This is a genomic window from Rathayibacter sp. AY1F6 (genome assembly GCF_002932035.1).
Classification (GTDB): Bacteria; Actinomycetota; Actinomycetes; order Actinomycetales; family Microbacteriaceae; genus Rathayibacter.
Genome location: NZ_PSVD01000011.1, coordinates 20,403 through 46,005 on the forward strand (window position 1 = coordinate 20,403; position 25,603 = coordinate 46,005).

A 25,603-nucleotide genomic window follows, 5' to 3' on the forward strand; every position below is an offset into this window, starting at 1 on the left:
CGGTCACCGGCGTCCGTTCCCGGCGCTCATCGCCGCACGGTAGAGCGCGGGCGCCGCGGCGGCGAGCCCGAAGAGGACGGAGCGCTTCAGGTCGCGCCGGCGCACGAGCGCGACCAGGTGCCGGAGCCCCGCCTCGTCGTGCGCGGCCCGCCAGAGCCGGCCGGCCTCCTCGGGGCTGTGCGCGCCCGAGGTGGCGTCCTTGAAGCGGGAGAGAAGGGAGAAGCGCGCGCGGTAGTAGGAGTAGTCCTGCGAGTCGAGGAGGCGCGGGTCGAGCCCGCGGGCCGTCCGCTCGATCACGGCGGCGAGCCCGGCGAGCGAGTCGGCGCGCTTCGCGCCCGAGCGGATGATCGAGCCGGAGCGGAGGCGGTACTCGTAGACGGAGTCGGGGACGACGACGACCTCGTCGGCCGCGGCGAGCAGCTGCGCGACCTGCGCCTGGTCCGAGTGCTGGCGGATCCGCGTGAAGTCGATGCCGTCGAACAGCTCGCGGCGGAACAGCTTGTTCCAGAGGTGCCCGGTCAGCTCCCCGACCAGGAGCGCGGTGAAGGCGCCCCGGCCCGAGAGCGCGAGCGGGCCGCGCAGGGAGCCGACGGGCGTGGATCCGGTGGCGTCGACCGTGACCGCCTGGGCGACCACCACGTCGGCGCGGCCCGCCTCCCCCGCGGTGAGCATGGCCTCGACCGCGGTCTCCGGCCACTCGTCGTCGGCGTCGACCAGCCAGACCCACTCGCCGGCGGCCTCGCCGACGGCGCGCTCGCGAGCGGCGGCGACGCCCTGGTTCTCGTCCTGGCGGAGGTAGCGGATCCGCTCGTGCTCCTCGGCGAACGCGCGGCCGATCGCCTCGGTCCCGTCGGTCGAGGCGTCGTCGACCACGAGGATCTCGAGCTCGGCGTGGGTCTGCCGCAGCAGGCGCTCCAGGGCGGAGGCGAGGTGCGCCTCCTCCTGGTGCGCCGGGACCACCACCGAGACGAGGGTCACTTCTGCCCCACGACCCGGCGGAGCACCGTCTCGAGGTCGCGGCCGCTCGACTCCAGCGAGAAGCGGTCGAGCCAGCGGTCGATGCCGGTGATCTCGAGCTCGCTCGCGCGGATCAGCGCGTCGGCGAGGTCGGAGGCGGAGGGGGTGAGCGCGAGCTCGCCGGTCAGGCCGGGGACGATCGCGTCCGCGACTCCGAGCGCCCCGGACACGGCGACCGAGGGGACGCCGGCGGCGGCCGCCTCGACCAGCACGTTGCCGAAGCCCTCGCGCAGCGACGGGAGCAGCACGACGGCGTTCTCGTCGAAGTGGTGGAACCAGTCCTCGACCCAGCCCATGTCCTGGAAGTCCACGCCGCGCGCGGTCGCCTCCGCCTTCATGCTGCCGAGCAGCGGGCCGCCGCCGAAGGAGACGACCTTCGCGGGGATGCCGCGGCGCTCCAGCTCCTCGGCCGCGAGGATCGCGAGCTCGGGGCGCTTCTGGACGACGAGGCGGCAGGGCAGCACGATCTGCAGGCCCGCCGCGGTGCCGGGGGTGCGCGAGACCTGGCGGGAGCGGTCGACCTTGGCGGTCGCCGGGTTCGGCACGACGGTGCAGCGCTCGCCCGAGACGCCGAAGCCGGCGACGAGCTCGCCTGCGACGGGGTGCGAGATCGCAATGACGTGGTCGGCGCGGCGGTAGAGCGTCTTGGCGAGCCCGAGCTGCACCTTCTGGGTCTTCGAGAAGCCCGGGATGCCGAGCGAGACGAGGTTGCGCTCGCTCACGATGGTCTTCGGGCGGTCCGCCTTCGCGGTCATCTCCGCCGAGGCCAGGAGCACGATGTTCGGGTAGCCCTGCAGGGCGACCGCGACGTCGGGGGTGCGGCGGCGGAACAGCTCCTTGAGCATCCGCGCCTTGCCGACGTGGCCCTTGCCCTCGCCGATGCGGTGCAGCACCGCGCCCTCGGGGAGGTACTCGTCGGTGCCCTTCACCGACGTGGTGACGACGTCGACGTGGTGGCCCTGCTCGAGGAGCCAGCCCATCCAGGTGCGGGCGACGAACTCGGCCCCGCCGCCGTGCAGCGACGTGACGACGAACATGATCCGCATGCGCGGTCCCTTCTCCTGCGCCGCGCTCATCGCACGACCTCCGCGCCGAGGCCGCGGGTGTTGAGCGCCGAGAGGCGGCGCACCTCGGGCATGGCCGCGTCGATGGTGGCGCGCACGCCGCCGTCGCCCGGCTCCGCGAGGATGCGGTCGATCACCGGGAGGACGCGGTCGGCGAAGCCGGGGACCGGCTCGACGCACAGCTGCGGCAGGCCGATGAGGCGCATGATGCCCTCGACCTTGCCCTGGGTGGCGAGGGTGATCGCGGGGACGCCGAGCGAGAGCGACATGATCGCGAGGTGCATCCGCCCGGTGACGGTCAGCAGGGCGTCCTCGGCGAGGCCGCGGATCTCGGCGGGCATGAGCACGCGGTCGACGACGGTGACGCCCTCGGTTCCCACGCGCTCGGCGACCGCGCGGACGGCCACCTTGTCGTCGCCGATGGGGCGGGAGACGTGCGGGAGGAGCACGACGTGAACGCCGGCCGCGCGCAGGCGGTCGACGATGCGCTCGTACTCCGGCACCTGGTCGACCATGCCGGCGACGAGGGCGCTCGCGTTCACGAGCGCGAAGGGGACGCCCTCGGGCAGTCCCAGCCCCTCGCGGAAGCTGCGGTCGCGGGTGCGCGCCGAGAAGACGATGTCCGTGACCTCCTCGACGCGCTGCACGCCGATGCTCCGGGCGCGCTCCGCCGAGAGCGGGTCGCGGAGCATCGGGACGACGCCGGCGCGGGAGGCGGCGATCAGGGAGCGGCGGGCGGCGAGGCGGGCCGCCGCGTTCCAGGAGAAGCCGAGGACGCGCGTGGGCACCCCTGCCTCGGCGGCGGCCTGCGCGAGCAGGGAGCGGCGGACCGAGCCGCGGAGGCTGTACTTGCCGTCCATCATGTCGGCGCCGACGACCGAGACCGAGCGGGCGCGGCGGATCAGCGCGGCGTAGGCGCGGAGATCGGCGGCGTGCGCGTCGCCCACTCCGTAGACCAGGTGCGGGAGCTCGACGACCTCGACCCGGTCGGCCTGCTCCTCGGGGATCACGACGTCGCCGGCGTAGCGCTGGACGACCACGACGGGGCCGGTGGTGTTCTCGAGGAACGCCTCCAGCATGGCCTGGTCGCCGATGTTGCCGCTGCCGGGAGCGGCGATCACGAGGTGAGACTCGGGCTCGGGTCGGAGGTCCGCGAGGGCGGCGCGGAGCACCGCCGCGTCGCGTCGGGCGGGCAGGCGGGTCGTCGTGACGAAGTCCTTCTTCCAGGACTTGACGACGCCGAGCTTGAGTTTCATCGATCTCTTTCGGTGGGAGGAACGGCGGCGGGAGGCCGCTCGGAGTCGGGGATGCCGGCCGTGACGGCTCCGTCGACCAGCGCGCTGTCGCCGGTGGGGCTGATGGCATCGACCGTGGCCGGGGCCGGAGCGGCGGCCGGGCGGCTGCGGCGGAAGTGGCGGCGCAGGTCGGCGAGGCTGAGGATCTGGCGGCGGAACGCGGGGAGGATCAGCATCCAGAGCCCGACCCCGACCAGGACGGCGGCGCCGCCCACGAGGAGGCGGAGGACGGGCTGGTCGGCGGCGATCCAGACGGTGGAGAAGTAGGCGCCCACCGTGATCGAGCCGAACGTGATGCCGCTGCGGAGGCCGTTGGTGAACATCTCGCGGACGGGGGCATCGGAGGTGCGGCCGATCCAGATCAGCGCGGTCGGCCAGGTGAGGGCGAGCGAGCCGGCGTACGCGACCGCGACGCCCGTCACTCCCCAGTTGGAGCCGAGCAGGATCAGGACGACCATCAGCGGGCGGGTCGCCAGGCTGTACCAGACGCTCTGGCGCACGAGGCCCTTGGCGAGGAACACCCAGTTGGAGCAGTACGCCGTGGCCTGGAAGAACCCGGCCACGAGCAGGATCTGGAAGATCGGGACCGAGGCGAGCCAGCGCTCCCCCACCAGGATCCGGATGACCGAGTCGGACTGGGAGCCGAGGACGGCGAGCACGAGGCCCATCGCCGTCAGCATCGCCGACTGGCCGAAGAGGATGAACGTGCGGAACCGCTCGCGCTCGTCCTGCAGCTTGGACAGCACGGGCAGTGCCACGCGCTGCACCGGAGAGTTCAACTGCTGCAGCGGCAGCATCATCAGCTGGAACGCGCGGTTGTAGAGGCCGAGGTCGACCGGGCCGAAGCGCGCGCCGATGATGACGGAGTCGACGTTCTTGCTCACGTAGGTCAGCGCCTGGGTCGCGAAGACCCCGCCTCCGTAGCGGAGGAAGTGGCCCATCGCCTCGCCGCGGCGGTAGCGGCCGGGACGCCAGCCCGTGATGAAGACCAGCATCAGCACGCTGATGAGCGGCTGCACGATCTGGCTCCCGGCCAGCGCCCAGTAGCCGGCGCCGCCGAGCGCCATCAGCACGCCGACCACGAGGCCCAGCACCTGGGCGACGATGTCGACCAGGGTGATCTTCACGAAGCGGAGGTGACGGGCGAGGTCGGCGCGGAACTGCGTCGAGATTCCGTTGAGGAGGAACGTCGAGGAGAGCACGACGGTCAGCAGCTGGAGCCGGTCGTCGCCGTAGAGGGCGGCGATCGGCCAGGAGGCCGCGATGACCACCAGGGTGAGGGTGAGGCCGATGCCCGAGTTCATCCAGAACAGGTTGCTCTTCTGGCCCGGCGTGATCTCCTTCGCCTGGATGGCGGCGGAGGAGAGGCCGAAGTCGCGGAAGATCTCGCCGATGCCGATGATCGCCGTGACCATCGCGAGCAGGCCGTAGTCGGCCGGCGAGAGCAGGCGCGCGAGGATGACGATGCCGCCCAGCTGGACGGCGATGCGGATCGCCTGCCCGCCGATGGTGACGGCGGCGCCGCGGCTCGCCGAGCGGCTGAGGCTCGGTGACGGCTTCTGCGTGGTCCCGGTCATCGGGTCGAGCCCTTCTTGGTGGCGATCGCGCCCTCGTAGGCCTTCTTGAGCTGGAGTCCGAGCACGTCCCAGTCCCGACCGGAGAGGGCGGGGAGCCCCTCCGGCGGACGGGTCCGCGTGCGCTCGAGGGCGGAGGTGATCAGCTCGGGCGTGAGCTCGCCGTCGTATTCGATCACCCAGTCGCTGCCGACCTCCTCGGCCAGGGCCGTGTTGGTGGGCGTGCGCGGCACCAGGATCGGCCGGCCGAGCGAGAGGGCGACCAGGATCGAGCCGGAGTTGTGCATCTCGCGGTAGGGCAGGACGATCAGCTCGGCCCGGCCGATCTCGTCGACCATCTCGGCGTCGTCGACCCGGCGGAGCGTGGTGCGCACCCGGGTGTCGCGGGCGGCCCGCTCCTCGACCAGCTCGCGCTGGCCCGTGCTGGGGCTGCCGACAACGTGCAGGGAGAGGGAGTCGTCCTCCACGCCGCGGAACACGTCCATCAGCTCGACGACGCCCTTGTACGGGCGGATGATGCCGAAGTAGAGGACGCGGCCGTGCTCGCGCTCGGGCAGCGGGTGCTGCGCGAACTGGTCGCGGTAGTGGCCGTGCAGCACGGTGACGGCGGGCGCCCGGCCGGGAGCGACGGTCGTCGGGTTCAGGCGGACGAACAGGTCGGTCGCGCGGTCGACCCGGGCCAGCGAGCGGCGCTCGGCGGCGGGACCGAGCTCGTGCGGGTGCAGGTTGTGCACCGTCCGCACGAGCGGGATGCGCTGGAGCGCGAGGCGCACCAGCAGCACGTCGAGGGCGCGGCGGCGCAGGAAGCGGTGCAGCGGGCTGCGGCCGCGGATCATCAGCTCGGGCCAGTGCACGTGCAGCACGTCGTAGTCGGCGAGCAGGGCGCTGCGCCAGGAGAAGAACAGCAGCTCGACGCCGGGCGCGAGGCCGTCGACGATCGAGTCGACGTACTGCGTGGTCGAGTCCGGCGGCGCGAGCGACTGCTGGACGACGAGCGCGGCCGGCGACGAGTCGTTCCGGCGGGAGCGGCGGCTCACCGGTCGCCCCGCATCCCGACGGCCATCGGCGCGTCGAAGATCCGCGCCCCGAGAGGCTGGCGCATCCGGATGCCCTTGGAGAAGTCGGGGACGTGCACCGGGTTCAGGCAGATGATGACGAGGAAGCCCAGGAGCAGGTGGCTGGGGCGGACCGCGTCGATGGCGTTGTAGCCGGCGAGGCAGACCATGAAGCCGAGCAGGCCGGCCGCGGGGCCGACGTCGCGACGGCTGAGCGTGGCGCCGAACATCGCGGCCACCATGATCACGAAGAGCAGCAGGCCGGGGATGCCGACGCTGATCAGCAGCTGCAGGAACGAGTTCTCGATGACGACGTCCGAGAACCGCCTGCCGCTGATGCCGGACGTCGCCGCTCCGGAGCCGAGCCAGTGCGTGAGCTCGGCCGCCTTCAGCGACACGGTCACCGCGAGGTCGCGGGCGCCGGCCGAGATGGAGGCGTCGAGGTTGTTGTTGCGGGCGGTGACGGGCTCGAAGTTCAGGACTCCGACACCCGCGACGAGCCCGGCGATCAGGATCGAGCCGGGCCGGAGCAGCGAGCGGTTCGGGTTGAGGAAGCCCACGGCGACGAGCGCGACGATGACCGCGACGGCGATGGCCGCCATCGGTCCGCGCGAGACGGTCGCGACGACGCCGCCCGAGGCCAGGATGCCCAGCAGCAGGTCCGACTTGCGGGAGCCCTGGAGCCAGGAGCCGAACGCGAGACCGGCGCCCACCGTGAGGAAGGTGCCGGCGAGCAGCGGGTGGCCGAAGGTGATCTCGGCGCGGTAGAGCGACCAGTGCTGGTCCTGCTCGTAGCCGAGGGCGCCGTAGACGGCACCGAGGATCGGGGAGCTCTGCGCGACCAGCTCGAGGGCGGCGTAGAGGGCGAGCAGCCCCGAGAGGATCACCCACGTCTTGCGCAGCAGCACGGCCTCGCGCTGGGCGTCGAAGACGAGCATCGGCACGCCCACGCAGATCGCGAAGCTGAACATCCACGAGACGCCCTCGGTCGCGTAGGAGCTGCGCACCGTCGCCAGGGCCGACCAGAGCATGAGGGCGATGAACGCGAGGATCACCACGGCCCGCCACGGGGAGAGCACGAGCTCGCGGGTCCACGCCTTGACGGGGGCGCGCCACAGCTCGGGAGCGAGCCCGCGCCGGATCGCCCAGATCACGAGGATGACCGCCCAGAGCGTCATGCGGAACGTCAGGGTCGAGGGGGTGAGCGGCGTCGGGACGAGCGCGAAGAACGCGAGCGCCATCGCCGGCAGCCAGTGCGCGGGGACCCTCAGCAGCACGTAGGCGCCGACGATGCCGCCGACTCCGGCGGCGATCACCAGGAGGCCGGTGGCCGGCTCCCGGGTCGAGAAGATGTACCCCATCCCGAGGACGATCACCAGGGCGACCGAGAAGAGCGCGCCGACGAGGAGTCGTCGCGGGAGGATGTCGATCACGTCAGGGAGTCCTTCTGGCGTCGGAGCGGAGTGGTGGAGGAGGGGGCGGGCGGTGCGGCGCTCACGGGAGTGGTCCCGTCGGCCTCGATGAGGATCGCGATGCCCTCGCGAGCCGCCTCTCGGCGGCTGGGACGCCTGCGATGCCGTGCCCTCCTCCTCCACTGCTCGACCCTGGCGCCGACCCCCGGGGAGGAGGGGTCGCGTCGATCCTGCCGCGGATCAGGCGGGGCCCTCCTGGAGCCAGCGGCGGAAGGTCCCGACCGAGTCCTTGTTGGTGAAGTCCGGGACGACATGGCCGCCCTCGTAGCCGGCGCTGTTGTGGTAGGCGATCGTCGCCTCCTTGGCGACGGGGAGCGCGAGGCGGCGGAGGCGTCCGCCGTGGAGCTCCGCGGGAGCGAGCTGGTCGGCCGTGCCGGCGCTGACGCGCAGACGAATGCCCCTCCACGCGTCCTGCGGCAGACGGGCGGGATTGGTCGCGCGCATCAGCGCCCGGTCTCCGCCGTACACCGCGAGGACGCGGTTCGACTCGCTGTCGTCGCGCGCCGCGAGGTCCTCGACGTCGAAGACGCTGCTGGCGTGGTAGGCCCCGTAGATGTTCGGCACCATCTTCTTCGCGTAGGCCCAGCACATCATCGCGCCGCCGCCGGAGTTCGAGCGGAGGAAGCTCCCGCGGACGTTCCAGAGGCTCTGCACCCAGGCTGTGGCGGCCGTCTGCACGGCGAGCGCCGTGGGGTTGGTGTAGTTGCTCGGGCCGCCGAAGTCCGGGCAGATGCTGACGAAGCCCAGGTCGACGAGCGGATCGGCCGAGTAGAAGTAGGCCTTGTCGAGGGCCCTGAAGCTGCTGCCGCTGGCGTGGTAGAACCAGGCGACCGGCACCGAGGAGCCTGATTTCGGCTTCGCCGAGTGCGGGACGAAGAGGCGGGTGGAGTCGCCGCCGATCTTCACATCGATGATCTCGTAGGGCTTGCTGCCGCTCTTCGAGAACTTGGTGTCGAGGCGCGAGACCTCGCCCGGGAGCCTCGGGATCACGCTGTAGTTCGGCGCGGCGAGCGCCGGGGTCGCTACGAGAGCGGAGGCGGTCGCGGCGGCTCCGACAGCGGAGGCGGCGAGCAGGAGGCGGCGCGAGAGGCCGCGCGGGGTGTCAGTCATATCGAGAATCCTTCGGAGCTTTCGCCATCAGTGTCGAGTCGGCCGACCATTCCGAATTCGACGCACATGAAGTGACGTCCGGCCCCCCAACCCATTCGAGAGTGTACGGGCCGCGGATGACGCGTGGATGTCGTTCTCATCACGTCTGGTCGCTCGGGCGGGGATCAGCGGGAGGAGGGGAAGAGTCGGCGGGAGAGGCTCGAGGACTTCTCGGCCGTCTCGTGCACCACGAAGGGCACGGCGGAATCGGCGGAGACGACCCGCCTCGCCGCGGCGAGTTCGAGCGTCTCGCGGGAGAGGCCCTCGATGTCGACGGTGACCGCGAGGCCGGAGTCGGCCAGGCGCGTGGCGATCTGCACCTGGTGGTCGTCGACGTGCTCGCCGAACGAGGCGCGGCGCGGAACCAGGATCGGCACCCGGCCCTGCTCGATGGCGCTGAGCGCGGTGCCCACTCCCCCGTGCGCGATGACGACGTCGGCCGCCTTCATCGCGGCGTTGAGCTCGTCGTGCGGCACGGAGTGGCGGCCGTCGATCCCGAGCCCGGAGACGTCGTTCGCTCCGGTCTGCCAGAGCACCTCCACGCCCTCGAGCAGCGGCGCGAGCGCGGCGAAGAAGCGGGGGAACGGGTAGCCGTCCTGCGTGCCGACCGAGACCACGGCGCGGCGGATCGGCTGCGGGACGACGTCCTCGACGCGGTAGGTGTCGAAGATCGAGCCGCCGAAGCTCCAGCGGTCGTCGGCCCAGGAGCGGTACTGGGTGTAGGTCGAGACGGCGGGGACCCGGGCGAGGATCCGACCGGTCATCGACGGGCCGAGCACGCGGGCGGCGCTCTCGATGTAGTGCGCGGGGATTCCGCGCGAGGCCGCGAGCGGCAGGAAGGAGAGGGCGGGGCTGGCGCCGGTGCTGAAGACGGCGTCGAAGGACCCGCGGGCCAGCAGGGAGCGGCCGATCATCGCGTTGCGGAGCACCGGCACCACGGCGCGGGGCGGCGGATCGGCGAGGTGGGTCACGCGCCGGTCGGCGAGGAGGGTGCGGCTGAGGGCGCTGTCGACGGTCGCCCAGTGCTGCTCCTCCGGGTCGACTCCGAGGAGCCCCGAGAGGGCGAACATCTCCTTGAGATGCCCGCCGCCGGAGCAGACGAAGAGATACGAAGCCATACGCGCCTTCACTGGTGATGATCGAGATAACAGGCGTGTGGATGATCGATCGTCCGCCGAGAACGACCCCCCGGTCCCTGGTGCAGAAGTCGCCCGATCATAGCAGGGAGGGTCTCCGAGGGGCACTTCTCTGAGAGAACTGTTCACCTCGCCGGAAAGCGATAGGGGCTCATTCGACAGGCGATATCCGCTCACTTCTCCGGAGGGTGGAAAGCGATATCCGCTCGACTCGGGGATGGTCGGGAACGCTCATCGAGCGCTCGATACCGGACTGGCCGATTCCCGTCGATCACCTGCACCGCACGGGCCGCGCGCGTAGCGTCGGACCACCGGCGCAGAGGCCGGTCGACCCAGGAGGAGCGCCATGAGCGACAACGAGCAGAACAGCCCCGTGATGGACGGAGCCGAGGACGCCAGCAACGACGAGAAGCTCGGCGGCCTGATCGACCAGGTCGAGCACGACCACGGAGCCGAGGGCGCCGGCGCGATGGCCGACGCGCTCCGCGACCGCGCCGACGAGACCGACACCGAGATCACCGAGGAGTCGGACGCGTCCGGCCCGGTCGAGGACAGCGGCACCGCCCAGGTCTGAGCGACGGGGCCCGGAGGACGACTCCGGGCCCCGCTCCCTGATCGCTGGGGAGAGCGGTGGGCCCTCCGGATCGCTCGTCAGAGCGGCCCGGCGAGCGCCGCCCGATGTGCACCGGAGCGGCTCGGTGAGCGCCGCCCCACCCCCAAAGCCCTGTTTGACGGTGCGGGAGCCGCCGGTCACCATGGCCGCATGTCCTCTCTCGACGAGCTGCGCGCCACCGCGCATCCGATCCGCCTCCGCCTGCTGTCCCTGGTGACGGGAGCGGCGATGAGCGCCGCGGAGGCCGCCCGCGAGCTGCAGCTGTCGCAGGCGACGGCGAGCTACCACTTCCGCGTGCTGGAGCGCGCCGGGCTCGTGGCCGTCGTCGAGACCGTGCGCCTGCGGGGCGGCGAGGCGAAGAGGTACCGGCACGAGGCCTCCGGAAGGCCCTTCGACGTGACGGCGTCCGTGGACGCAGGGCCGGAGGAGGAGCGGGACCTGCACCTCGAGGCCCTGATCGAGGAGCTCCGGCGGCGCTCGTCGAGCCGGGCGGACGGTCCTCAGCTCTCGACGGACGCGGAGCTCTGGGTCGACCCCGAGGTCTGGCGGCGGGTGGTGCGGCACGTCGGGGAGGCGTCCGCGCTGCTGCACGCGGCGGCCCGGCCGCCGAGGACGCCCGGGACCGCGCCGGTGTCGATGACGACCGCGATGTTCCCGCTCCGCCGGCCGTGACCCGCGACGGGCGCGGGCCGCTGGCGCACGGGCCTCTCGCGCACGGCCCCTTCCGCTGGCTCCTCGCCGCCCGCACGACCGGCGTCCTCGGCAACGCCGTCGCTCCGATCGCCCTGGCCTTCGCCGTGCTGGACCTGACGGGCTCGCCGACGGACCTCGGACTCGTCGTCGCCGCGCGCTCCCTCGCCAACGTCGCCGTCCTGCTGCTCGGCGGCGTCCTCGCCGACCGGATCCCCCGCTCCGTGATCCTCGTCGGCACCTCGCTCGCGGCGGCGGCCACTCAGGCCGCGGTCGCCGTGACGGTGATCACGGGGACGGCGACCGTCCTGGCCCTGGTCGTGCTCAGCGTGCTCAACGGCGCCGTCGCGGCGATGAGCCTGCCCGCCGCGGCCGCCCTCGTCCCCGAGACGGTGCCGGTCGGCGAGCTCCGCCCGGCGAACGCCCTGCTCCGCCTGGGCCTGAACGCCGGGAGCATCGTCGGCGCCTCGGCCGGGGCCGCGCTCGTCGCACTGGTGGGTCCCGGGTGGGGGCTGGCGGTCGACGCCGCGGGCTTCGCCCTGGCCGCGGTCCTCTACTCCCGTGTGCGGCTGCCGCGGACGGTGCGCTCGGGCCCGGGCGCCTCCGTCCTCGCCGACCTCCGCGAGGGGTGGCGGGAGTTCACGAGCCGGCGCTGGGTGTGGATCGTCGTGGCGCAGTTCACCGCCGTCAACGCCGCGTTCGTCGGCGCGACCACGGTCCTCGGCCCGGTCGTCGCCGACCGGTCCTTCGGCCGAGCGGCGTGGGGCCTCGTGATCGCCGCACAGACCGTCGGTCTGGTCGTCGGAGCCGTGATCGCGCTGCGCTGGCGGCCCCGCCGGGCGCTGGGGGCGGGCGTCGCCCTCATGTCGGTGACGGCCGTCCCGGTCGCCGCCCTCGGGATCCTCCCGGCGCTCCCCGCCCTCCTCCTCGCCTTCGCCCTCGGCGGAGTCGCGCTCGAGATCTTCGCCATCGCCTGGGACCAGACGCTGCAGACCCACGTCCCCCGCGAGGCGCTCGCCCGGGTCTACTCCTACGACATGGTCGGCTCCTTCCTCGCCGTGCCGCTCGGGGAGGCGCTCGTGGGCCCGCTCGCCGACCTCGTCGGGCTCGACCGCACCCTGCTCGGCTGCGCCGCGGTCGTCCTCGTCGCCTCGCTCCTCGCGGCCTCCAGCAGGAGCGTCCGCGGGGTGGGCACGGACCGTCCGCGGCCGGAGACGCTCTAGCGCGTCACCGGAGGCGCGGGTGCGCAGGAAGGGGCGCACCACCCGGAGTCCGGGGGGAAGCAGCTCCAGGACGCCGTCCCAGGTGGCGGGGACGTCCGGGAAGCCGTGCACGAGCACGAGCGGAGTGCCGTTCACCGGTCCCTCGTCGAGGTAGTGGACGTCGGTGAAGCGCGTGGACAGGACGCGCGCACCCGTCCCCTCCTGCTCCGGCCCGTCCGAACGGGAGTGCCGCGGCCCGCTCACGGGCGGTAGAGGGAGTCGACGGGGACCTCGCGGCTCGAGCCGTCCCGGGTGGTGATCGTGACCGTGCCGGCGGGCCCGGCGGCGAGACCGTCGGACGAGGGCCACCAGGCGGTCCAGGAGCCGCCCTCGAGGGTCGCGACGACCGGCTCGACGCCGGCCTCGTTCAGCACCACCGATTCCACGTCCGCGGCCGCGAAGCCGACCGCGTAGATCAGAGCGGCCTCCCCCTCTCCGAAGGTTCCGGCCGAGCTGAGCTGGACGGCGTCCGCGGCGAGGGGGCCGACCGGTGCGGCGTCCGCCACCTCCCACATCCCCGCGCCGTTCCCGGCGCTGAGGCAGTAGTAGAGGGAGTCGTCGAAGCGGTAGATCATCGAGGCGGCGTCGCCGCGCGCGTCGAGGTGCGAGACCTCCGCCGGCCCGGCCTCGCCGTTGGGGCTCTGCAGGTTCGTCGCACACCACTGCGTCGCCGACTGCCCGAGCTCGGAGCTCGGCAGGAGGCGCTCGGGGATCGCGGTCCAGGAGGCGAGCACCGCGCGGTTCAGCCCGACGGAGCCGGTGCCGGGGATGAGACCCGGGACCACGACGATCACCGCGGCTGCGGCGGCGGCGGCCAGGAGCACGGTCGCCGCGCCGGCGACGGCCCAGTCGCGGGGGCGGAAGAAACGGGGAGCGGCCGCGTCCTCGCTGACCAGGATCTCGCCGAGGAGCGCGTCCCGACGTGCGGCCTCGGCAGCGGTGAGGGGGGTGCGGGGCTCGGCGTCGTGGGCGCGGAGCAGGTCGAGGAGCTGGTCGGTCATGAGAGGGTCCGTTCTGCCGTGCCGGAGAGGAGGGTGGAGTCGAGGGGGGCGAGCAGCGCCGCCAGCCGCCGCTTCGCGCGGGTGAGCCGCATCGCGTAGGCGGCCCGGGAGCAGCCGAGCACCTGCGCCGCCTCGGCCTGCGGGAGGTCCTCCCACACGTGGAGGGCCAGAGCCTCCTGCTCGGCGAGGGGCAGCCGCTTCCACGCGCTCGCCAGGTCGAGGCGGTCGCCGACCGACGGGTCGGCCTGCTCCTCCGGGGCGAGGGTCCCGATCCGCACGGCCGGCGCCTGCCGGCGGTTCTCGCCGCGGGCGGCGTTGAGGATCGCGTGCCGGGCGGTGCCGAACAGCCAGGGCCGCACGTTCTCCGGCAGGTCCTGCCTGCGACGCCAGGCGGCGAGGAAGGTCTCGCCGTCGATGTCGTCGACCGTCGCGGCGGGAGCGCGGCGGCGGACGAAGCGGAGCAGGTCGTCGTAGTGGGCGCGGTACAGCTCGGAGAAGTCGTCTCGGGAGCGGATGCTCATGGTTCCCCTTTCGCGGAGTCACAGGTACATGTCCGGCTGCGGCGGCGGTGCAACATCCGTGTCGGCGGGAGTCCCGCTGGGGCGGTGGCCGCGGCGTCCTGCGCGGCGCTCCGTGTCCGGGCAGGATCCACCGCGCGGGGGAGGTCCTGCGAGCGGCAGGCGGCGATCCGCATCGACCGCACGCCGGAGAGGAGGGGCCCTCGGCGGGTGGCGGGCTGTCGGAGGGAGCAGCGGACGCGCGGTCATCCCCGAGGCGCACCGGACGCGACTCCCGGACGACGCACCGGACTCCTCCGGCCCGGGACTCTGGCAGAACGCCGCCGAGCCTCTGCTCCCGGCGCCCGTCCCGCCCCAGGAGACCCTCGTGCACCGCGCCCTCGCCCTCGCCGCCGCCTCAGCCCTCGTCGTCGTCGACGTCGTCGCCGCCGACCAGCGCGCCGCTGACGCCCGATGACCGGCTCCGGGAAGCCGGCCGGCGATCAGGCTCCGCTCCGCCTCACGCTCGTGCACGTCGACTTCTGGTCGGCCGTGAAGCTCTCGTTCCTGCTCGGCCTCGCGCTCGCGGTACTCGGCCTCGTCGCCGTCCTGGTCGCCCATCCGCTGCTCGTGCACTCGGAGCTCTTCACCCAGGCCGACACGCTCCTCGGGCAGGTCGTCGGCGATCAGGTCGACCTCGACGCGATCCTCTCGCTGCCGAACGTGCTGGGCTTCGCGCTCGTCGGAGCCGTGCTGAACACCGTCGTCGCCACCGCCCTGGGCGGGGTGGGGGCGCTGCTCTTCGGATCCGCCGCCGCCCTCGCGGGCGGGCTCCCGGTCGACCTCGCCCGGCACTGAGGGGCTCCGCTCCGACTAGGCCGCGAGCCCTCCCTCGGGAACCGGGGACGGACGGTCGTCACCGAGGAGCGGCGCCTGCTCGGGCTCGGCGGCGACGACCATGTCGCGCCCGGACGCGGGGTGAGGAGCTCGCGCGGCCAGAGGCGGTTCACGGCGTGCAGACGGGGATGATCGAAGCGGTATTCCAGCACCGCGTTCGGCTGCACGAGGATCGCGTGCGAGCGCGGCTCCGACTCCTGCAGCGTCCTCCAGGTCAAGCGGAACGGCTGCCCCTGCTCCATCCGCGCGCGCACGGCGATCCGCACGTTCGCGAGCGTCCGGTCCTCGAACTCGATCCGGCGCCGCCAGGCGCCGAAGATCAGCACTCCCACGGGGGCTCTCCTCATCGTGTCGGTCGAGCAGCCCGCAGAACGGCGGGGCGGCGGGCGCGAGGCTCGCAGGGCCGGACCGCCATCGGACGGTCCGGTCGTGGGGACCGGAGTAGAGGTGGGTCCGAGGCTGGTCCCTTCCCGGAGGTGTGCGGACGGAGTGCGCTCCCGCGTCAGTCGGCGAAGATCGCGCCGACCGGCTCGCGCTTCTCGGCCTGGAAGCGGTCCTCGGCGCGGCCGAGAGCCCAGTAGGCCGAGAGCGAGAGCGCCCGGCGCTCCACGCCCCACTCGTCCTGCAGGAGGGCGCGCAGCTGCTTCATCGCGGTGCGCTCGCCGTGCGCGAAGACCTCGAGCACGCCCTCGGGCCTCGGCTCGGCCCGCACGGCCACGACCAGCGCCCGGCCGGCCTCGAGACCGCCGCGGTGCAGCCAGCGCACCTCCACTCCGGCCGGAGCGGGAAGATCGAGCTCGTCGGCGGCCGAGTCGACCTCGATCAGGACCAGGCCGCGCGCGTGCGCGGACATCCCCTCGAGGGCGGAGGCGATCGCCGGCAGAGCGGAGTCGTCGCCGAGCAGCAGGTGCACGACCTCGGGGTCGGCGCTCGGCGACCAGGCGCCGCCGGGCGCGGAGAGGGCGATCCGGTCGCCGGGAGCCGCGGCGAGCGCCCACGGTCCCGCCACCCCTTCGTCGCCGTGCACGACGAAGTCGACGGCGATCGAGCGCCGCTCGAGGTCGACCGAGCGGACGGTGTAGGTGCGGCGCACGGGCAGCTGCTCGGGGGCGACGCTCGCCCGGAGCGCGTCGAGGTCGAAGGGCGGCTGGAGGTCGGAGCCGCGCGGCGGGAGCAGGAGCTTCACGTAGCGGTCGGTCGCGGCGAGGCGCTCGGGGTCGGACTCGGCGAGGAACGCGTCGAGCCCGTCGCCGCCGAGGTGCACGCGGACCAGGTGGCCGGTGAGGCGCTCGGTGCGCAGCACGGTGAGCACGTGCTGGCTGCGGGCACGGCGCGGGCGGTCGGGGGACGGGGCGGCGTCGGTCATCCGTCCAGCATGCCCGGTCGTGCTCGGTGCGGGCCGAGTGCAGGCCGCTCGCGGGCGGGCGGGCGCCGAGGGGTCACGAACGGTCGCTTCGGGAGGGAGGAAGGGACCGTTCGTGACGCATCGGAGCAGGCCGATGCGAGGCCGGGACGTCGCGGCGGTGCCGAGCGCGAGGCGGCGGCGCGGGCGCGCGTACGGACGAACGGTCGTCGAAGGGTCACGAACGGTCGCTTCGGAAGGGAGGAAGGGACCGTTCGTGACGCATCGGAGCAGGCCGCGGCGAGGCCGGGACGTCGCGGCGGCGCCGAGCGCGAGGCGGCGGCGCGGGCGCGCGTGCGGACGAGCGGGCGTCGAGGGGTCACGAACGGTTGCTTCCGACGGGTGGAGGGGACCGTTCTCGACGCATCGGAGCGGGCCGGGGGCACGGCCGGGACATCCTGCGCCCAGCGCGAGGCGGCGGCGCGGGCGCGCGTGCGGACGAACGGGCGCCGAGGGGTCACGGCCGGTCGCTTCGGGAGGACGGAAGGAGCCGTTCGTGCCGCATCGGAGCAGGCCGAGGGCACGGACGGGGCATTGCGGCGGGGATCCGCGCGAGGCGGCGGCGCGGGCGGGCGCTGATCCGTCGCTCACGGCCTGCGGAGGAGCGCAGGACGGGCCGTCCGCGACGGATCGGAGCGGGCCGGGCGCGCCTGGGCGCCGCATGCGGAGCGAGCGCGGGCCTGCCGGAGGGCGCCGGGCGTCGATCCGTCACGAACGGCCCGTGCGTGAGGGCGGAACGGGCCGTCCGCGACGGATCGGAGCGGGCCGGGCGCGACTGGGCGCCGCATGCGGAGCGAGCGCGGGCCTGCCGGAGGGCGCCGGGCGTCGATCCGTCACGAACGGCCCGTGCGGGAGGACGGAACGGGCCGTCAGCGACGGATCGGAGCGGGCGGCCGGAGGCCGGGCCGACGGAGGGGAGCGGACAGCAGCGCACGCGGGCGGGGCGGGCGGCGCCGCGGCCGGTCAGCGACGGCTGGGAGCGGGCGGCCGGAGGCCCCGGCCGACGGAGGGGAGCGGACAGCAGCGCACGTCGGCGGAGCGGGTGGCGCCCCGGCCGACGGCCCGGCGGACGGCCCGGCGGACGGCCGGTGGCGCGAGGTGCGCTCGCGCGGGGCGCGGCGGCGGGGGCGCGCCTACTCTCGCGGGATGACTGCGACGGCTCCGCGACTCCGGCACGACCGACTGGTCGCCCCCGACGTGCTGCGCGGAGTGGCGGTGGCGGCCATGCTCGTCGCGCACGCGATGCCGCTCGTGCCGAGCGCCCGCACGGGGGTCGTCGGGTTCCTGGCGTGGAACGTCAACGATCTCGCGTCGCCGCTGTTCGCGCTGGTGATGGGGATGTCGGCGGCCCTGGTGCTCGCGCGGCCCGGTGCCTCGCCAGGGCGGGTGCTGCTGCGGAACGCGATCCGCAGCGCGGTGCTCGTGGCGCTCGGCGTCTGGCTCGAGACCTGGGGCAGCTGGATCGCGATCGTGCTGCAGTACCTCGGCGTCGTGCTCGTGCTCGGCACGCCGCTGCTGCTCCTCCGCTCCCGGACGATCGCCGCGCTGGCCGCTGTGCTCGCGCTCGCCGCCGGGCCCGTGAACGCCGCGGTCGCCGCCGCCGCATCCGGCTCTCCGCTCGCCCTCTGGCTCTTCAGCGGGCCGAGCTACCGCGCGACCAACCTGCTCCCCTTCTTCCTCCTCGGAGCCCTGCTGCTGCGGCACGGCGCGCAGCGGGACCGGCTGCTGCCGGTGCTCGCGGTCGTCGCGTATCCGGTGCGGCCGCTGGTCGCGCTCCTGCTCGGCGTGGAGTCGCCCTCCGGCAGCCTCCCGGACACCCTGCACGACCTCGGGCTCGTGCTCCTGGCCTACGTCGCGGTGGTGCTGTCGACCACGTCGCGCTCCCCCGCTGTCCAGCGGCTGCTGGTGCCGCTCCGGGCGATCGGCACGCTCGCGCTCTCGGTCTACGTGCTGCAGGTGGCTCTCGTCGCGGCGCTCGCGCGGGCGGGCCTCGGCTACTCCGCCGACACTCCGCTCGCCGCTCTCGCCCTCGTGCTCGGGCTGTGCGCGGCCGCCGTGCTGTGGTGGCGGTTCCTCGGTGCGGGTCCCGTCGAGCGGCTGACGGCGCGGCTCACCGGGCTCGTGCCGCGCTGAGCCGCCCGGCCGCCCGGCTGGGTCCGCGGCGAGGACCTGAGCCCGCTGCGGTCCGCGGCGAGCTCGCCTGAGCTCGCGTCGGTCCGCGGCGACCCCGGCTGAGCCCCCGACACCCGACGGCCCGCGCACGGGCCGCCGGGCGTCCCCTCCCTCAGCGCGCGAGCGCCGACGCCTCCTTCGCGAGGGCCGGCCCGTGCGCCGCGAGCACCAGGTCGCGCACCGCGGTGGCCGGGAGCGACGCGGCTCCGGCCGGCAGCAGGTCCGCGTCCGAGGCCAGCACGAGCGGGGTGTCGGCCGATGAGGACGGCAGCCTCCCGTGCGTGCCGCGCACGAGCGACGCGTCCAGCGGCACCAGGTTCATCGCGTAGCGCAGCCCCAGCGCCTTCTTGGCGAGGTTGCCCGCCGCCTTCGCCTTCACCAGCGGGTCGGCCGGGTCGAAGAAGAGCTCGGCCGGGTCGTAGCCGGGCTTGCGGTGGATGTCGACGCCGCGGGCGAAGTCGGGCGCGCGGTCGTCGTCGAGCCAGTAGTAGTAGGTGAACCACGCCCCCGGCCGGGCGACCACGACGAACTCGCCCGAGCGCTCGTGGTCGAGGCCGTAGCGGGCCTGCGCCTCCCGGTCGAGCACCTCGTCGACGCCGTCGAGCCCCTCGAGGATCGAGCGCACCCGCGGCAGGTCCGCCGCGTCCTGCACGTAGACGTGGGCGACCTGGTGGTCGGCGACGGCGAACGCGCGCGACGTCCACGGGTCCAGCTGCTCGCGGCCGTCCTGCACGTAGACCTCGAGCAGGCCCTCGCGGCGGAGCGCCCGGTTCACGTCGACCGGGGTGTCGGCGTCGGCGATCCCGTACTCGGCGACCACGATCACCGACGCGCCCAGCGCCTCCGCGTCGTCGAGCAGCGGAGCGAGCACCACGTCGAGCTCCGACGCGGCCCGGCGCGCCTCGGGCGAGTCCGGACCGAAGCGCTGGAGGTCGTAGTCGAGGTGCGGCAGGTACGCCGTGGTCAGCTCGGGCGGGCCGGAGCCGTCGCCCGCCAGCACATGCCGGGTCGCGTCGACCATCCACTGGGTCGAGCGGAGCGACGCGGTCGGCCCCCAGTACTGGAACAGCGGGAAGGCGCCGAAGCGCGAGACCAGCTCGTCGTGCAGCGCCGGCGGGCGCACGTACGCGTCCGGCGACTTGCGGCCGTCGGCGTGGTAGATCGGGCGCGGAGTGACGGTGACGTCGGTCGTCGCCCCCATCGCGTACCACCAGCCGATGTTGGCCGCGCGGTACGGCTCCCCGCTCAGCCGGCGCGCGGTCTCCCAGACCTTCTCCCCCGTGACCAGGCGGTTGTGCTGGCGCCACAGGTGCACCTCGCCGAGGTCGCGGAAGTACCAGCCGTTGCCGACGATCCCGTGCTGCGCGGGCATCGAGCCGGTGAGCATGGTCGACTGCACGCTGCAGGTGACCGCGGGCAGGACCGTGTCCAGCGGCAGGCGCCCGCCCGCGCGGGCCAGCCGCGAGAGGCGGGGCATGTCGGCGAGCGCCGTCGAGGTCAGCCCGACCACGTCGAGCAGCAGCACGGGCCTCACAGCGCCGCCGCCTGCGGGAGGAGGGGCGCCAGCAGCGCCTCTCGGGAGGCGGGCGTGAGCAGGTGCGCGGCCGCCCAGGCGAGCTCGGCGCCGATGCCCGTCGAGAGGTCGCTCGGGGCGTCGGCGAGCACCGACCAGGTGTAGGTCTCGACGTCGAGGTGGATCTCGTCGTACGGCCAGGCGGCGTCGACCGCCGAGACCGCCTCCGCCAGGACGGCCGTGGTTGCCGAGAGCGGCGCCTCCGGCCGGTGGTGCAGCGGCACGTGGAAGTGCACGCGCCACGGGCCGGTGCCGGGGAGCGTGTCCAGCGCCTCAGGCAGGTCGTCGACGCGGAGCACTCCGTCGATCCCGTTCTCGCGGGTCTGGTGCAGGTAGCGCTTCTCGACGAACGGGGTGAGCGCGGCGCGGCCCGAGGGGTCCTCCAGGTGGAGCGCGGCCGAGGCCTGCACCTTGACCACGCGCAGGCCCGCGTCGCGGATGCGGCGGACGGCCGAGGCCGGGTCGGCGAAGGAGACGGCGAGGTGGCAGGTGTCGAGGCACACGCCCACGTACGCCGGGTCGACCACTCCGATGCGCGGGTGCAGCCAGTCGACGACGTCGTCCACGGTGTCGAGGATGCAGCCGGGCTCGGGCTCGATCGCCAGGCGGATCGCGTGGCCCGTGGAGCGGCGCAGGTCGCGCAGCTCCTCGACGAGCCGGGCGAGGTTCCGGCAGGCGGCCTCGTCCTGCTCCCGCCCCCAGCCCTCGCGCCAGCCCAGCGGCAGCGTCGAGATGCTGCCGTCGGCGCCGGCGGGCAGCAGGTCGGCCAGGATCCGCGCGCAGTCGATCGTGTACTGCAGGCGCTCCGGCGTGGTCCAGTCGGGGCGGTAGACGTCGAGCTTCACGACCTCGGCGTGGAACGCGGCGTACGGGAACGCGTTGAGCGTGCGCACCTCCAGGCCGTTGCGCTGCAGGGCCGCGCGGAGGACGGCGCGGTCCTCGGCGCTGGCGACCAGGCGGGCCGCGAGGTCACGCGGGATCCACAGGCCGACTCCGACCAGGGCGAGCCCGGCGGCCACGCGCGCGGGTCCGGCGTAGACGTCGAGCTGGCGGACGACTCCGGCCAGGTCCTCGGCGGGATGGACGTTGGTGCAGTAGGAGAGGTGCATCACACGACCTCCGCCACGCGCGGCGCGCCCCGGAGCACGGAGTTGCCCTCGAAGGTGCGGCCGGCCGACTCCTGCACGTCGAAGCCCGCGACGGGCGAGAGGTCCAGGCGTCCGCTCTGCCCGTAGAACTCGACCGGGTTCTGCCAGAGCAGCCGGTCCACGTCGCCCGCGCTGAAGCCGGCGACGAGGAGGAGGCGGCCGGTCTTCGCGGTCGTGAGCGGGTCGGAGCGGCCCCAGTCGGCTGCGGAGTTGACCAGCACGCGGTCCAGCCCGATCCGCTCGACCAGCGTCACCAGGCGGGTCTCGTCCATCTTCGTGTCGGGGTAGATGGAGAAGCCCATCCAGCAGCCGGAGTCGCGGACCGCGTCGACGGTGACCTCGTTGAGGTGGTCGACGAGGACCCGCCCGGGCTCGAGCCCCGAGTCGGCGACGACCTCGAGGGTGCGGCGGGTGCCCGACTCCTTGTCGCGGTGCGGCGTGTGCACCATCGCGGGGAGGCCGTGCTCGCCGGCGAGCTCGAGCTGCTGGCGGAAGACCTGGTCCTCCTCGGGGGTGAGCGAGTCGTAGCCGGTCTCGCCGACCGCGACGACGCCGTCCTTGGCGAGGTAGCGGTCGAGCTCGGGCAGGACCGCCCGGCAGCGCGGGTCGTTCGCCTCCTTCGGGTTGAGCCCGATGGTGCAGTGGTGGCGGATGCCGAACTGCGCGGCGCGGAAGCGCTCCCAGCCGATCAGGGCGTCGAAGTAGTCCGTGAACGAGCCGACGTTCGTGCGCGGCTGTCCGAGCCAGAAGGAGGGTTCGACGACCGCGCGGACGCCGGCGTCGAACATCGCCTGGTAGTCGTCGGTGGTGCGGGAGGTCATGTGGATGTGCGGGTCGAAGATGCGCATCGTCGCGCCTTTCTCATCGGTGGTGGTGCCCCGCGGTCGGGGCGGCGTTCGGGGGCGGTCAGCTCGGCAGGAGCACCGCCAGATCGTCCGGGAGCGGGCGCCCGGCCGCGCGGCGCTCGTCGGCGAAGCGGCCGGCCATCGCGCGCAGCTCGGCGTCGCTGCGCTCCTCCAGCCCGGCGACCGCCGCGAGCGGGACGCCGAGGAAGACGAGCTTGAGCACCCCGTGCCGCCAGGCGTGCGGGTCGAGGTGGCGGCGGGCGAAGGAGCCCATCGCCGCGGCGACGAGCCGGGTGTCGTTGGCGCGCAGGGCGTCGGCGGTTAGCTCGAGGCCGGCGAGGGTCGTCGCCGGTCCCGGGTCGCCGAGGGCGTTCAGTCCGGCCAGCACTCCGCGGCGCTCGGCGCCGTCCCCGCCGCGGTAGAGGCGGAGGAGGAGAGCGGCCAGGTCGTCGTCGCCGAGCGCCTGCGCCGCGGCCTGCACCAGGGCGGCGCGGGCCGCGTCGTCGTGCGTGCCGTGGACGAGGCCGTGCGGGTCCTCGGCGGGCCGGAGCGGCTCGCGTCCGGCCTCGCGGCCCGCGGCGGGGAAGAAGCGCTCGATCCGCGACGGGCGCTCGAGGACGGCGGAGCGGGCGGCCGCGGTCCACGGGTGCTCGGCGTGCGAGGAGGCGCCGCCGAGCGCCTCCTCCATCGCCGCGAGGCTCGCCACGGCCAGGCGGGGCGCGTCGTGCGAGTGCCGGGGCAGCTCGACGGCGGCGATCCCGCGGTAGCCGATCTCGGCGAGGGTCGCGAAGGCGGCCGCGAGGTCGAGCGATCCGGTGCCGAGCTCGAGGTGCTCGTGCCGCTCCGGGAGCATGTCGTCGACCTGCACGTTCAGCAGCAGGTCCCCGGCGCTGCGGAGGGCTCCGACCACGCCGTCCGGCTCCACCACGACGCAGTGGCCGAGGTCGACCGTCAGCCCGACCGACTCCGGGTCGCCGAGCTCGCGGCGCAGCAGCAGCGCGTCGGCCACCGTCTCCACCAGCATCCCCGGCTCGGGCTCGACGGCCAGCCGCACGCCGTGGCGCTCGGCCGTCGCGACGACGCCGCGCATCCGCTCGACGAGCAGCCGCCAGGCCGCGGCCGCATCCGCGCCCGCCGGCACGACCCCCGACCAGAGGGAGACGGCGTCGGCGCCCAGCAGCGCGGCGATCTCGATCGCGCGCTCGAGGAAGCGGACCCGGGGGCCGGCCTCCTCGTCGACCAGCGTGGGGCGGTGCTTCCCGAACGGGTCGAGCAGGTACCGCGCGCCCGTCTCGACGACCACGCGCAGGCCCAGCTCGTCGAGACGCGACCGGAGCGCCAGCGTCCGCTCGCGCCAGTCGGCCGCGAAGGGATCGAGGTGCGGGTGCCCGAGGGTGAGCGCGACGGCGCGGTACCCCGCGGCGTGGATCACCGTGAGCGCGTCGTCGAGGGTGTGGTCGGCGAAGCCGTTGGTGCCGTAGCCGAGGACGGGTCCGGTGGCGCTCATGTGATGTCCGCCGTCCGCGGGCGGCGGAGCAGGAGGGAGCCGAGCGCGTCGAGCGCGAGCAGCGCCGCCCCCAGCTCGGGACGCTTCAGACCGGCGAGCGCGGCCTGCAGCGGGATCATGCCGGTGATGCCCGCGCGGGTGGCCGTCCGCGCGGCCGCGGCCGTCGGCGTCCGCACGGCCTGCAGCTGCGCGGTGAGCACGAGCAGGAGCCAGCGCCCGAGGCCCGCGGCGACGACCGCGGCGGGGGCGGCCCGGCGCTCGGCCAGAGCGCCGGCCGCGGTGGACAGCGCGATCGCCGCGGTGCCGGCCGAGACCGCTCCCGCCGCGACCGGGGTGGTGCCGTGCACCTCGCCGCGCGAGAGCACGGTGACGCCGAGCGTGTGCGCGGCCACGGCGGCGGAGGCGGGGGCCGCCGCGCGCACGCCGTCGACGCCCGCGCCGAGCAGCACGTCGAGACCGCGGCAGGCCGCCATCACGACCGGGCCCAGCGGAGTCGGCTTCGCGAGCAGGTCGTACGACCAGATCCCGGCCGCGAGCGGCAGCGAGAGCGCGAGCGAGCGCCGCCCGTCCACGACGGCCGCCACGACGATCCCCGCCGCGGTCAGCGCGGCCGCCGTGCCCAGCGCCGCCGAGCGCCGGATGCGCCCCGAGGGGATCGGCCGCTCGGGCCGCTCCCGGGCGTCGAGCTCGGCGTCCGCGTAGTCGTTGAGCGCCATGCCCGCCGAGTAGAGCAGCGCGGAGGACAGCGGGAGCGCGACCGTGCGCGCTCCCACTCCGCGGCCCGCCCACGCTCCGCCCGCGACGGTGTCGCCGATCACGGTGAGCGCGGCCTTCGCGCGGACGAGCTCGAGGTAGTCGCGCAGCTCAGCCATCGCTCCGCGTCCCGCTCGTCACCGGGGTGCGGCGCTCGGCGACGAGCGCGCCGGTGCGGGCGGACCAGGCCACCAGCTCCGCCGTCTGCTCGGCGAAGCCGTGCACGTCGCTGCCCCACGGGTCCTTGAAGAAGAAGCCGAGCTCGCCGACCGGGCCCGAGACGCCGGCCTCGTCCGCGAGCGCCAGCAGGCGGGCGAGGTCGAGGATCAGCGGCGCCGCGAGGGCCGAGTCGTATGCCGACCAGATCGTCTGCACCGTGATCCGCGAGCCGAGGAAGCCCTCCGCGTGCACGTGGTCCCAGGCGGTCTTGACGTCGCCGAGGTCCGGGACGTTGTCGATGTGGAGCGGAGTGACGACGTCGTCGCCGAGGAGGGAGCGGAGTCCGCGGTTCTTCGAGACGAGCTTCGAGCGCACCGCCTCCGGGTCGGCGAGGGTCTGCCCGTCGCCGCCGCCGAGGAGGTTCGCGCCCGCCCACGAGAGCACGCGCATCCCGCGCGCCGTGAACATCGGCGCGAGCACGCTGCGGAGCAGGGTCTCCCCCGTCTTGCCGTCCTGGCCGGCGATCGGGATCCCGGCCTCGGCGGCCCACTCCTCCAGGGCCGGCAGAGCCAGCGCGGTCGAGGGAGTGAAGCAGGCGTAGGCCGCGCCCGCGACGACGGCCGAGAGGGCGGCGATCGAGCTCGGCGGCAGGAGGCGCTCGCCCGGATGCGCCAGGGCGGCGCGCAGAGCGGCGAGGTCGTGGAACTCGGGACGGTCGGCCGGCAGCACCTCGGTCGAGGCGACGTCGATCACGACGACCCGGGCGAGGCCGTGGCGCTCGCGGAAGGCGACGATGTCGGCGGCCCGGCGGTCGATCTCCTCCTGCTGCGACGCGGCGTCGGCGGGGGCGAGGCGGATCTCGGCGTCGGTCGCGTCGATCCGGTCGGCCACCTCGGCGACGACCGAGGTCGGGAACATGCCACCGGCCGCGAGGCCCGTGGCCTTCTCGAGCAGCGGGGTCGGCGAGACGTCGTGGCCGCCGATGACGATGTCGGCGAACCCGGCGAGCGGGACGTCCTCGAAGGCGGGGGTCGCGGTGGCGCAGCCCGAGCTGGGCGCGGCTCCGGCGGCGATGGCGTGCAGGCCCACGGCGGCCGTGGTGGCGACGCTGCCCCGGGCCCCGATCAGCCAGAGGCCGATGCGCCCGCTCGATCGGGGGGCGCCTGTGGTGGTGGTGTCGGACGAGGTCATCGTTCTCTCCTGTCTGGAAGGGCTGGCTGAGCGGCGATCGTCGGGGCGCACCCGGGCGATCGGAGTGGGGAGGGGCCTCGGCCGGGCGCGCGTCGCGCCTCCGGCCGGCCGTGTTGCGCAGGACCCGCACG

22 protein-coding genes are annotated in these 25,603 nt (G+C 74.3%); 5 read left to right on the plus strand and 17 right to left on the minus strand.

Going from position 1 to position 25,603, the window contains the following annotated elements; all coding sequences use genetic code 11:
- Positions 1-3: 3 nt before the first annotated feature.
- From C5C44_RS10560 to C5C44_RS10595, 8 genes are all read right to left on the minus strand, one after another.
- Positions 4-978 (minus strand): glycosyltransferase family 2 protein, encoded by a 975-nt coding sequence (locus C5C44_RS10560; protein WP_104335823.1) that lies wholly within the window; start codon positions 976-978, stop codon positions 4-6.
- Positions 975-2,063 (minus strand): glycosyltransferase, encoded by a 1,089-nt coding sequence (locus C5C44_RS10565; RefSeq protein ID WP_181118449.1) that lies wholly within the window; start codon positions 2,061-2,063, stop codon positions 975-977. The genes C5C44_RS10560 and C5C44_RS10565 overlap by 4 nt, the downstream gene beginning before the upstream one ends.
- A gap of 26 nt (positions 2,064-2,089) precedes the next feature.
- Complete coding sequence (locus C5C44_RS10570; protein ID WP_104222480.1) at positions 2,090-3,337, minus strand: polysaccharide pyruvyl transferase family protein; 1,248 nt, start codon at positions 3,335-3,337, stop codon at positions 2,090-2,092.
- The gene (locus C5C44_RS10575; protein WP_104222479.1) at positions 3,334-4,953 is read right to left on the minus strand and encodes a lipopolysaccharide biosynthesis protein; all 1,620 of its coding nucleotides are present in this window, start codon (positions 4,951-4,953) and stop codon (positions 3,334-3,336) included. The genes C5C44_RS10570 and C5C44_RS10575 overlap by 4 nt, the downstream gene beginning before the upstream one ends.
- Entirely contained in the window at positions 4,950-5,987 is a 1,038-nt protein-coding gene (locus C5C44_RS10580; RefSeq protein WP_104222478.1) for a glycosyltransferase, read from the minus strand. Before C5C44_RS10580 ends, C5C44_RS10575 begins: the two co-directional genes overlap by 4 nt.
- The gene (locus C5C44_RS10585; protein ID WP_104222477.1) at positions 5,984-7,438 is read right to left on the minus strand and encodes an O-antigen ligase; all 1,455 of its coding nucleotides are present in this window, start codon (positions 7,436-7,438) and stop codon (positions 5,984-5,986) included. Before C5C44_RS10585 ends, C5C44_RS10580 begins: the two co-directional genes overlap by 4 nt.
- A 219-nt stretch (positions 7,439-7,657) precedes the next feature.
- Positions 7,658-8,587, minus strand: coding sequence for a S9 family peptidase (locus C5C44_RS10590; protein ID WP_104335824.1), 930 nt, complete (start codon positions 8,585-8,587; stop codon positions 7,658-7,660).
- Positions 8,588-8,751: 164 nt separating this feature from the next.
- Positions 8,752-9,744 carry a glycosyltransferase gene (locus tag C5C44_RS10595; RefSeq protein WP_104324895.1) on the minus strand — a complete coding sequence of 331 codons (993 nt, stop codon included), beginning with the start codon at positions 9,742-9,744 and terminating at the stop codon, positions 8,752-8,754.
- Between the two features lie 364 nt (positions 9,745-10,108).
- Between C5C44_RS10595 and C5C44_RS10600 the strand changes: the two genes are divergently transcribed.
- From C5C44_RS10600 to C5C44_RS10610, 3 genes are all read left to right on the plus strand, one after another.
- Entirely contained in the window at positions 10,109-10,336 is a 228-nt protein-coding gene (locus C5C44_RS10600) for a hypothetical protein (protein ID WP_104222474.1), read from the plus strand.
- Positions 10,337-10,525: 189 nt separating this feature from the next.
- Positions 10,526-11,047, plus strand: a complete 522-nt coding sequence (locus C5C44_RS10605; RefSeq protein ID WP_104222473.1) for a helix-turn-helix domain-containing protein — start codon at positions 10,526-10,528, stop codon at positions 11,045-11,047.
- A complete protein-coding gene (locus C5C44_RS10610; RefSeq protein ID WP_258066717.1) occupies positions 11,044-12,288 on the plus strand; it encodes an MFS transporter in 1,245 nt (414 codons plus the stop codon). Before C5C44_RS10605 ends, C5C44_RS10610 begins: the two co-directional genes overlap by 4 nt.
- 239 nt (positions 12,289-12,527) lie before the next feature.
- On the opposite strand, the gene C5C44_RS10615 is transcribed toward C5C44_RS10610, so the two are convergent.
- A complete protein-coding gene (locus tag C5C44_RS10615) occupies positions 12,528-13,328 on the minus strand; it encodes a hypothetical protein (RefSeq protein ID WP_104335825.1) in 801 nt (266 codons plus the stop codon).
- Positions 13,325-13,849, minus strand: a complete 525-nt coding sequence (locus C5C44_RS10620; protein ID WP_104335826.1) for an RNA polymerase sigma factor — start codon at positions 13,847-13,849, stop codon at positions 13,325-13,327. The genes C5C44_RS10615 and C5C44_RS10620 overlap by 4 nt, the downstream gene beginning before the upstream one ends.
- A 450-nt stretch (positions 13,850-14,299) precedes the next feature.
- Here C5C44_RS10620 and C5C44_RS10625 point away from each other — a divergent pair, with 450 nt between their 5' ends.
- On the plus strand, positions 14,300-14,683 hold the full coding sequence (locus tag C5C44_RS10625) for a DUF3566 domain-containing protein (RefSeq protein ID WP_104267451.1): 384 nt from the start codon (positions 14,300-14,302) through the stop codon (positions 14,681-14,683).
- A gap of 541 nt (positions 14,684-15,224) precedes the next feature.
- On the opposite strand, the gene C5C44_RS10630 is transcribed toward C5C44_RS10625, so the two are convergent.
- Positions 15,225-16,088 (minus strand): siderophore-interacting protein, encoded by an 864-nt coding sequence (locus tag C5C44_RS10630; RefSeq protein WP_104335827.1) that lies wholly within the window; start codon positions 16,086-16,088, stop codon positions 15,225-15,227.
- A gap of 1,182 nt (positions 16,089-17,270) precedes the next feature.
- Between C5C44_RS10630 and C5C44_RS10635 the strand changes: the two genes are divergently transcribed.
- Entirely contained in the window at positions 17,271-18,257 is a 987-nt protein-coding gene (locus C5C44_RS10635) for a DUF418 domain-containing protein (RefSeq protein ID WP_181132810.1), read from the plus strand.
- A 151-nt stretch (positions 18,258-18,408) separates the two neighbouring features.
- On the opposite strand, the gene C5C44_RS10640 is transcribed toward C5C44_RS10635, so the two are convergent.
- Genes C5C44_RS10640 through C5C44_RS10665 form a run of 6 tightly spaced genes read right to left on the minus strand, consistent with a single transcriptional unit; the run spans position 18,409 to position 25,472 of the window.
- Positions 18,409-19,830 carry an alkaline phosphatase family protein gene (locus C5C44_RS10640; RefSeq protein ID WP_104267455.1) on the minus strand — a complete coding sequence of 474 codons (1,422 nt, stop codon included), beginning with the start codon at positions 19,828-19,830 and terminating at the stop codon, positions 18,409-18,411.
- Complete coding sequence (gene eboE / locus C5C44_RS10645; protein ID WP_104226604.1) at positions 19,827-20,978, minus strand: metabolite traffic protein EboE; 1,152 nt, start codon at positions 20,976-20,978, stop codon at positions 19,827-19,829. Before eboE ends, C5C44_RS10640 begins: the two co-directional genes overlap by 4 nt.
- On the minus strand, positions 20,978-21,865 hold the full coding sequence (locus tag C5C44_RS10650) for a TatD family hydrolase (RefSeq protein ID WP_104222466.1): 888 nt from the start codon (positions 21,863-21,865) through the stop codon (positions 20,978-20,980). The genes eboE and C5C44_RS10650 overlap by 1 nt, the downstream gene beginning before the upstream one ends.
- Positions 21,866-21,923: 58 nt before the next feature.
- Positions 21,924-23,369 carry an EboA domain-containing protein gene (locus C5C44_RS17355; protein WP_104335829.1) on the minus strand — a complete coding sequence of 482 codons (1,446 nt, stop codon included), beginning with the start codon at positions 23,367-23,369 and terminating at the stop codon, positions 21,924-21,926.
- Positions 23,366-24,241, minus strand: a complete 876-nt coding sequence (locus C5C44_RS10660) for an SCO3242 family prenyltransferase (protein ID WP_219812291.1) — start codon at positions 24,239-24,241, stop codon at positions 23,366-23,368. The genes C5C44_RS17355 and C5C44_RS10660 overlap by 4 nt, the downstream gene beginning before the upstream one ends.
- Positions 24,234-25,472 carry an inositol-3-phosphate synthase gene (locus tag C5C44_RS10665; RefSeq protein WP_104335830.1) on the minus strand — a complete coding sequence of 413 codons (1,239 nt, stop codon included), beginning with the start codon at positions 25,470-25,472 and terminating at the stop codon, positions 24,234-24,236. The genes C5C44_RS10660 and C5C44_RS10665 overlap by 8 nt, the downstream gene beginning before the upstream one ends.
- Positions 25,473-25,603: the final 131 nt, after the last annotated feature.

What these genes read in the sequence shown, in the direction of transcription:
- C5C44_RS10565 (WP_181118449.1), bottom strand. Translation starts at nt 2,063, where the DNA reads ATGCGGATCATGTTCGTCGTCACGTCGCTGCACGGCGGCGGGGCCGAG.
- C5C44_RS10570 (WP_104222480.1), bottom strand. Translation starts at nt 3,337, where the DNA reads ATGAAACTCAAGCTCGGCGTCGTCAAGTCCTGGAAGAAGGACTTCGTC.
- C5C44_RS10575 (WP_104222479.1), bottom strand. Translation starts at nt 4,953, where the DNA reads ATGACCGGGACCACGCAGAAGCCGTCACCGAGCCTCAGCCGCTCGGCG.
- C5C44_RS10590 (WP_104335824.1), bottom strand. Translation starts at nt 8,587, where the DNA reads ATGACTGACACCCCGCGCGGCCTCTCGCGCCGCCTCCTGCTCGCCGCC.
- C5C44_RS10595 (WP_104324895.1), bottom strand. Translation starts at nt 9,744, where the DNA reads ATGGCTTCGTATCTCTTCGTCTGCTCCGGCGGCGGGCATCTCAAGGAG.
- C5C44_RS10600 (WP_104222474.1), top strand. Translation starts at nt 10,109, where the DNA reads ATGAGCGACAACGAGCAGAACAGCCCCGTGATGGACGGAGCCGAGGAC.
- C5C44_RS10605 (WP_104222473.1), top strand. Translation starts at nt 10,526, where the DNA reads ATGTCCTCTCTCGACGAGCTGCGCGCCACCGCGCATCCGATCCGCCTC.
- C5C44_RS10615 (WP_104335825.1), bottom strand. Translation starts at nt 13,328, where the DNA reads ATGACCGACCAGCTCCTCGACCTGCTCCGCGCCCACGACGCCGAGCCC.
- C5C44_RS10620 (WP_104335826.1), bottom strand. Translation starts at nt 13,849, where the DNA reads ATGAGCATCCGCTCCCGAGACGACTTCTCCGAGCTGTACCGCGCCCAC.
- C5C44_RS10625 (WP_104267451.1), top strand. Translation starts at nt 14,300, where the DNA reads ATGACCGGCTCCGGGAAGCCGGCCGGCGATCAGGCTCCGCTCCGCCTC.
- C5C44_RS10630 (WP_104335827.1), bottom strand. Translation starts at nt 16,088, where the DNA reads ATGACCGACGCCGCCCCGTCCCCCGACCGCCCGCGCCGTGCCCGCAGC.
- C5C44_RS10635 (WP_181132810.1), top strand. Translation starts at nt 17,271, where the DNA reads ATGACTGCGACGGCTCCGCGACTCCGGCACGACCGACTGGTCGCCCCC.
- eboE (WP_104226604.1), bottom strand. Translation starts at nt 20,978, where the DNA reads ATGCACCTCTCCTACTGCACCAACGTCCATCCCGCCGAGGACCTGGCC.
- C5C44_RS10650 (WP_104222466.1), bottom strand. Translation starts at nt 21,865, where the DNA reads ATGCGCATCTTCGACCCGCACATCCACATGACCTCCCGCACCACCGAC.
- C5C44_RS17355 (WP_104335829.1), bottom strand. Translation starts at nt 23,369, where the DNA reads ATGAGCGCCACCGGACCCGTCCTCGGCTACGGCACCAACGGCTTCGCC.
- C5C44_RS10660 (WP_219812291.1), bottom strand. Translation starts at nt 24,241, where the DNA reads ATGGCTGAGCTGCGCGACTACCTCGAGCTCGTCCGCGCGAAGGCCGCG.
- C5C44_RS10665 (WP_104335830.1), bottom strand. Translation starts at nt 25,472, where the DNA reads ATGACCTCGTCCGACACCACCACCACAGGCGCCCCCCGATCGAGCGGG.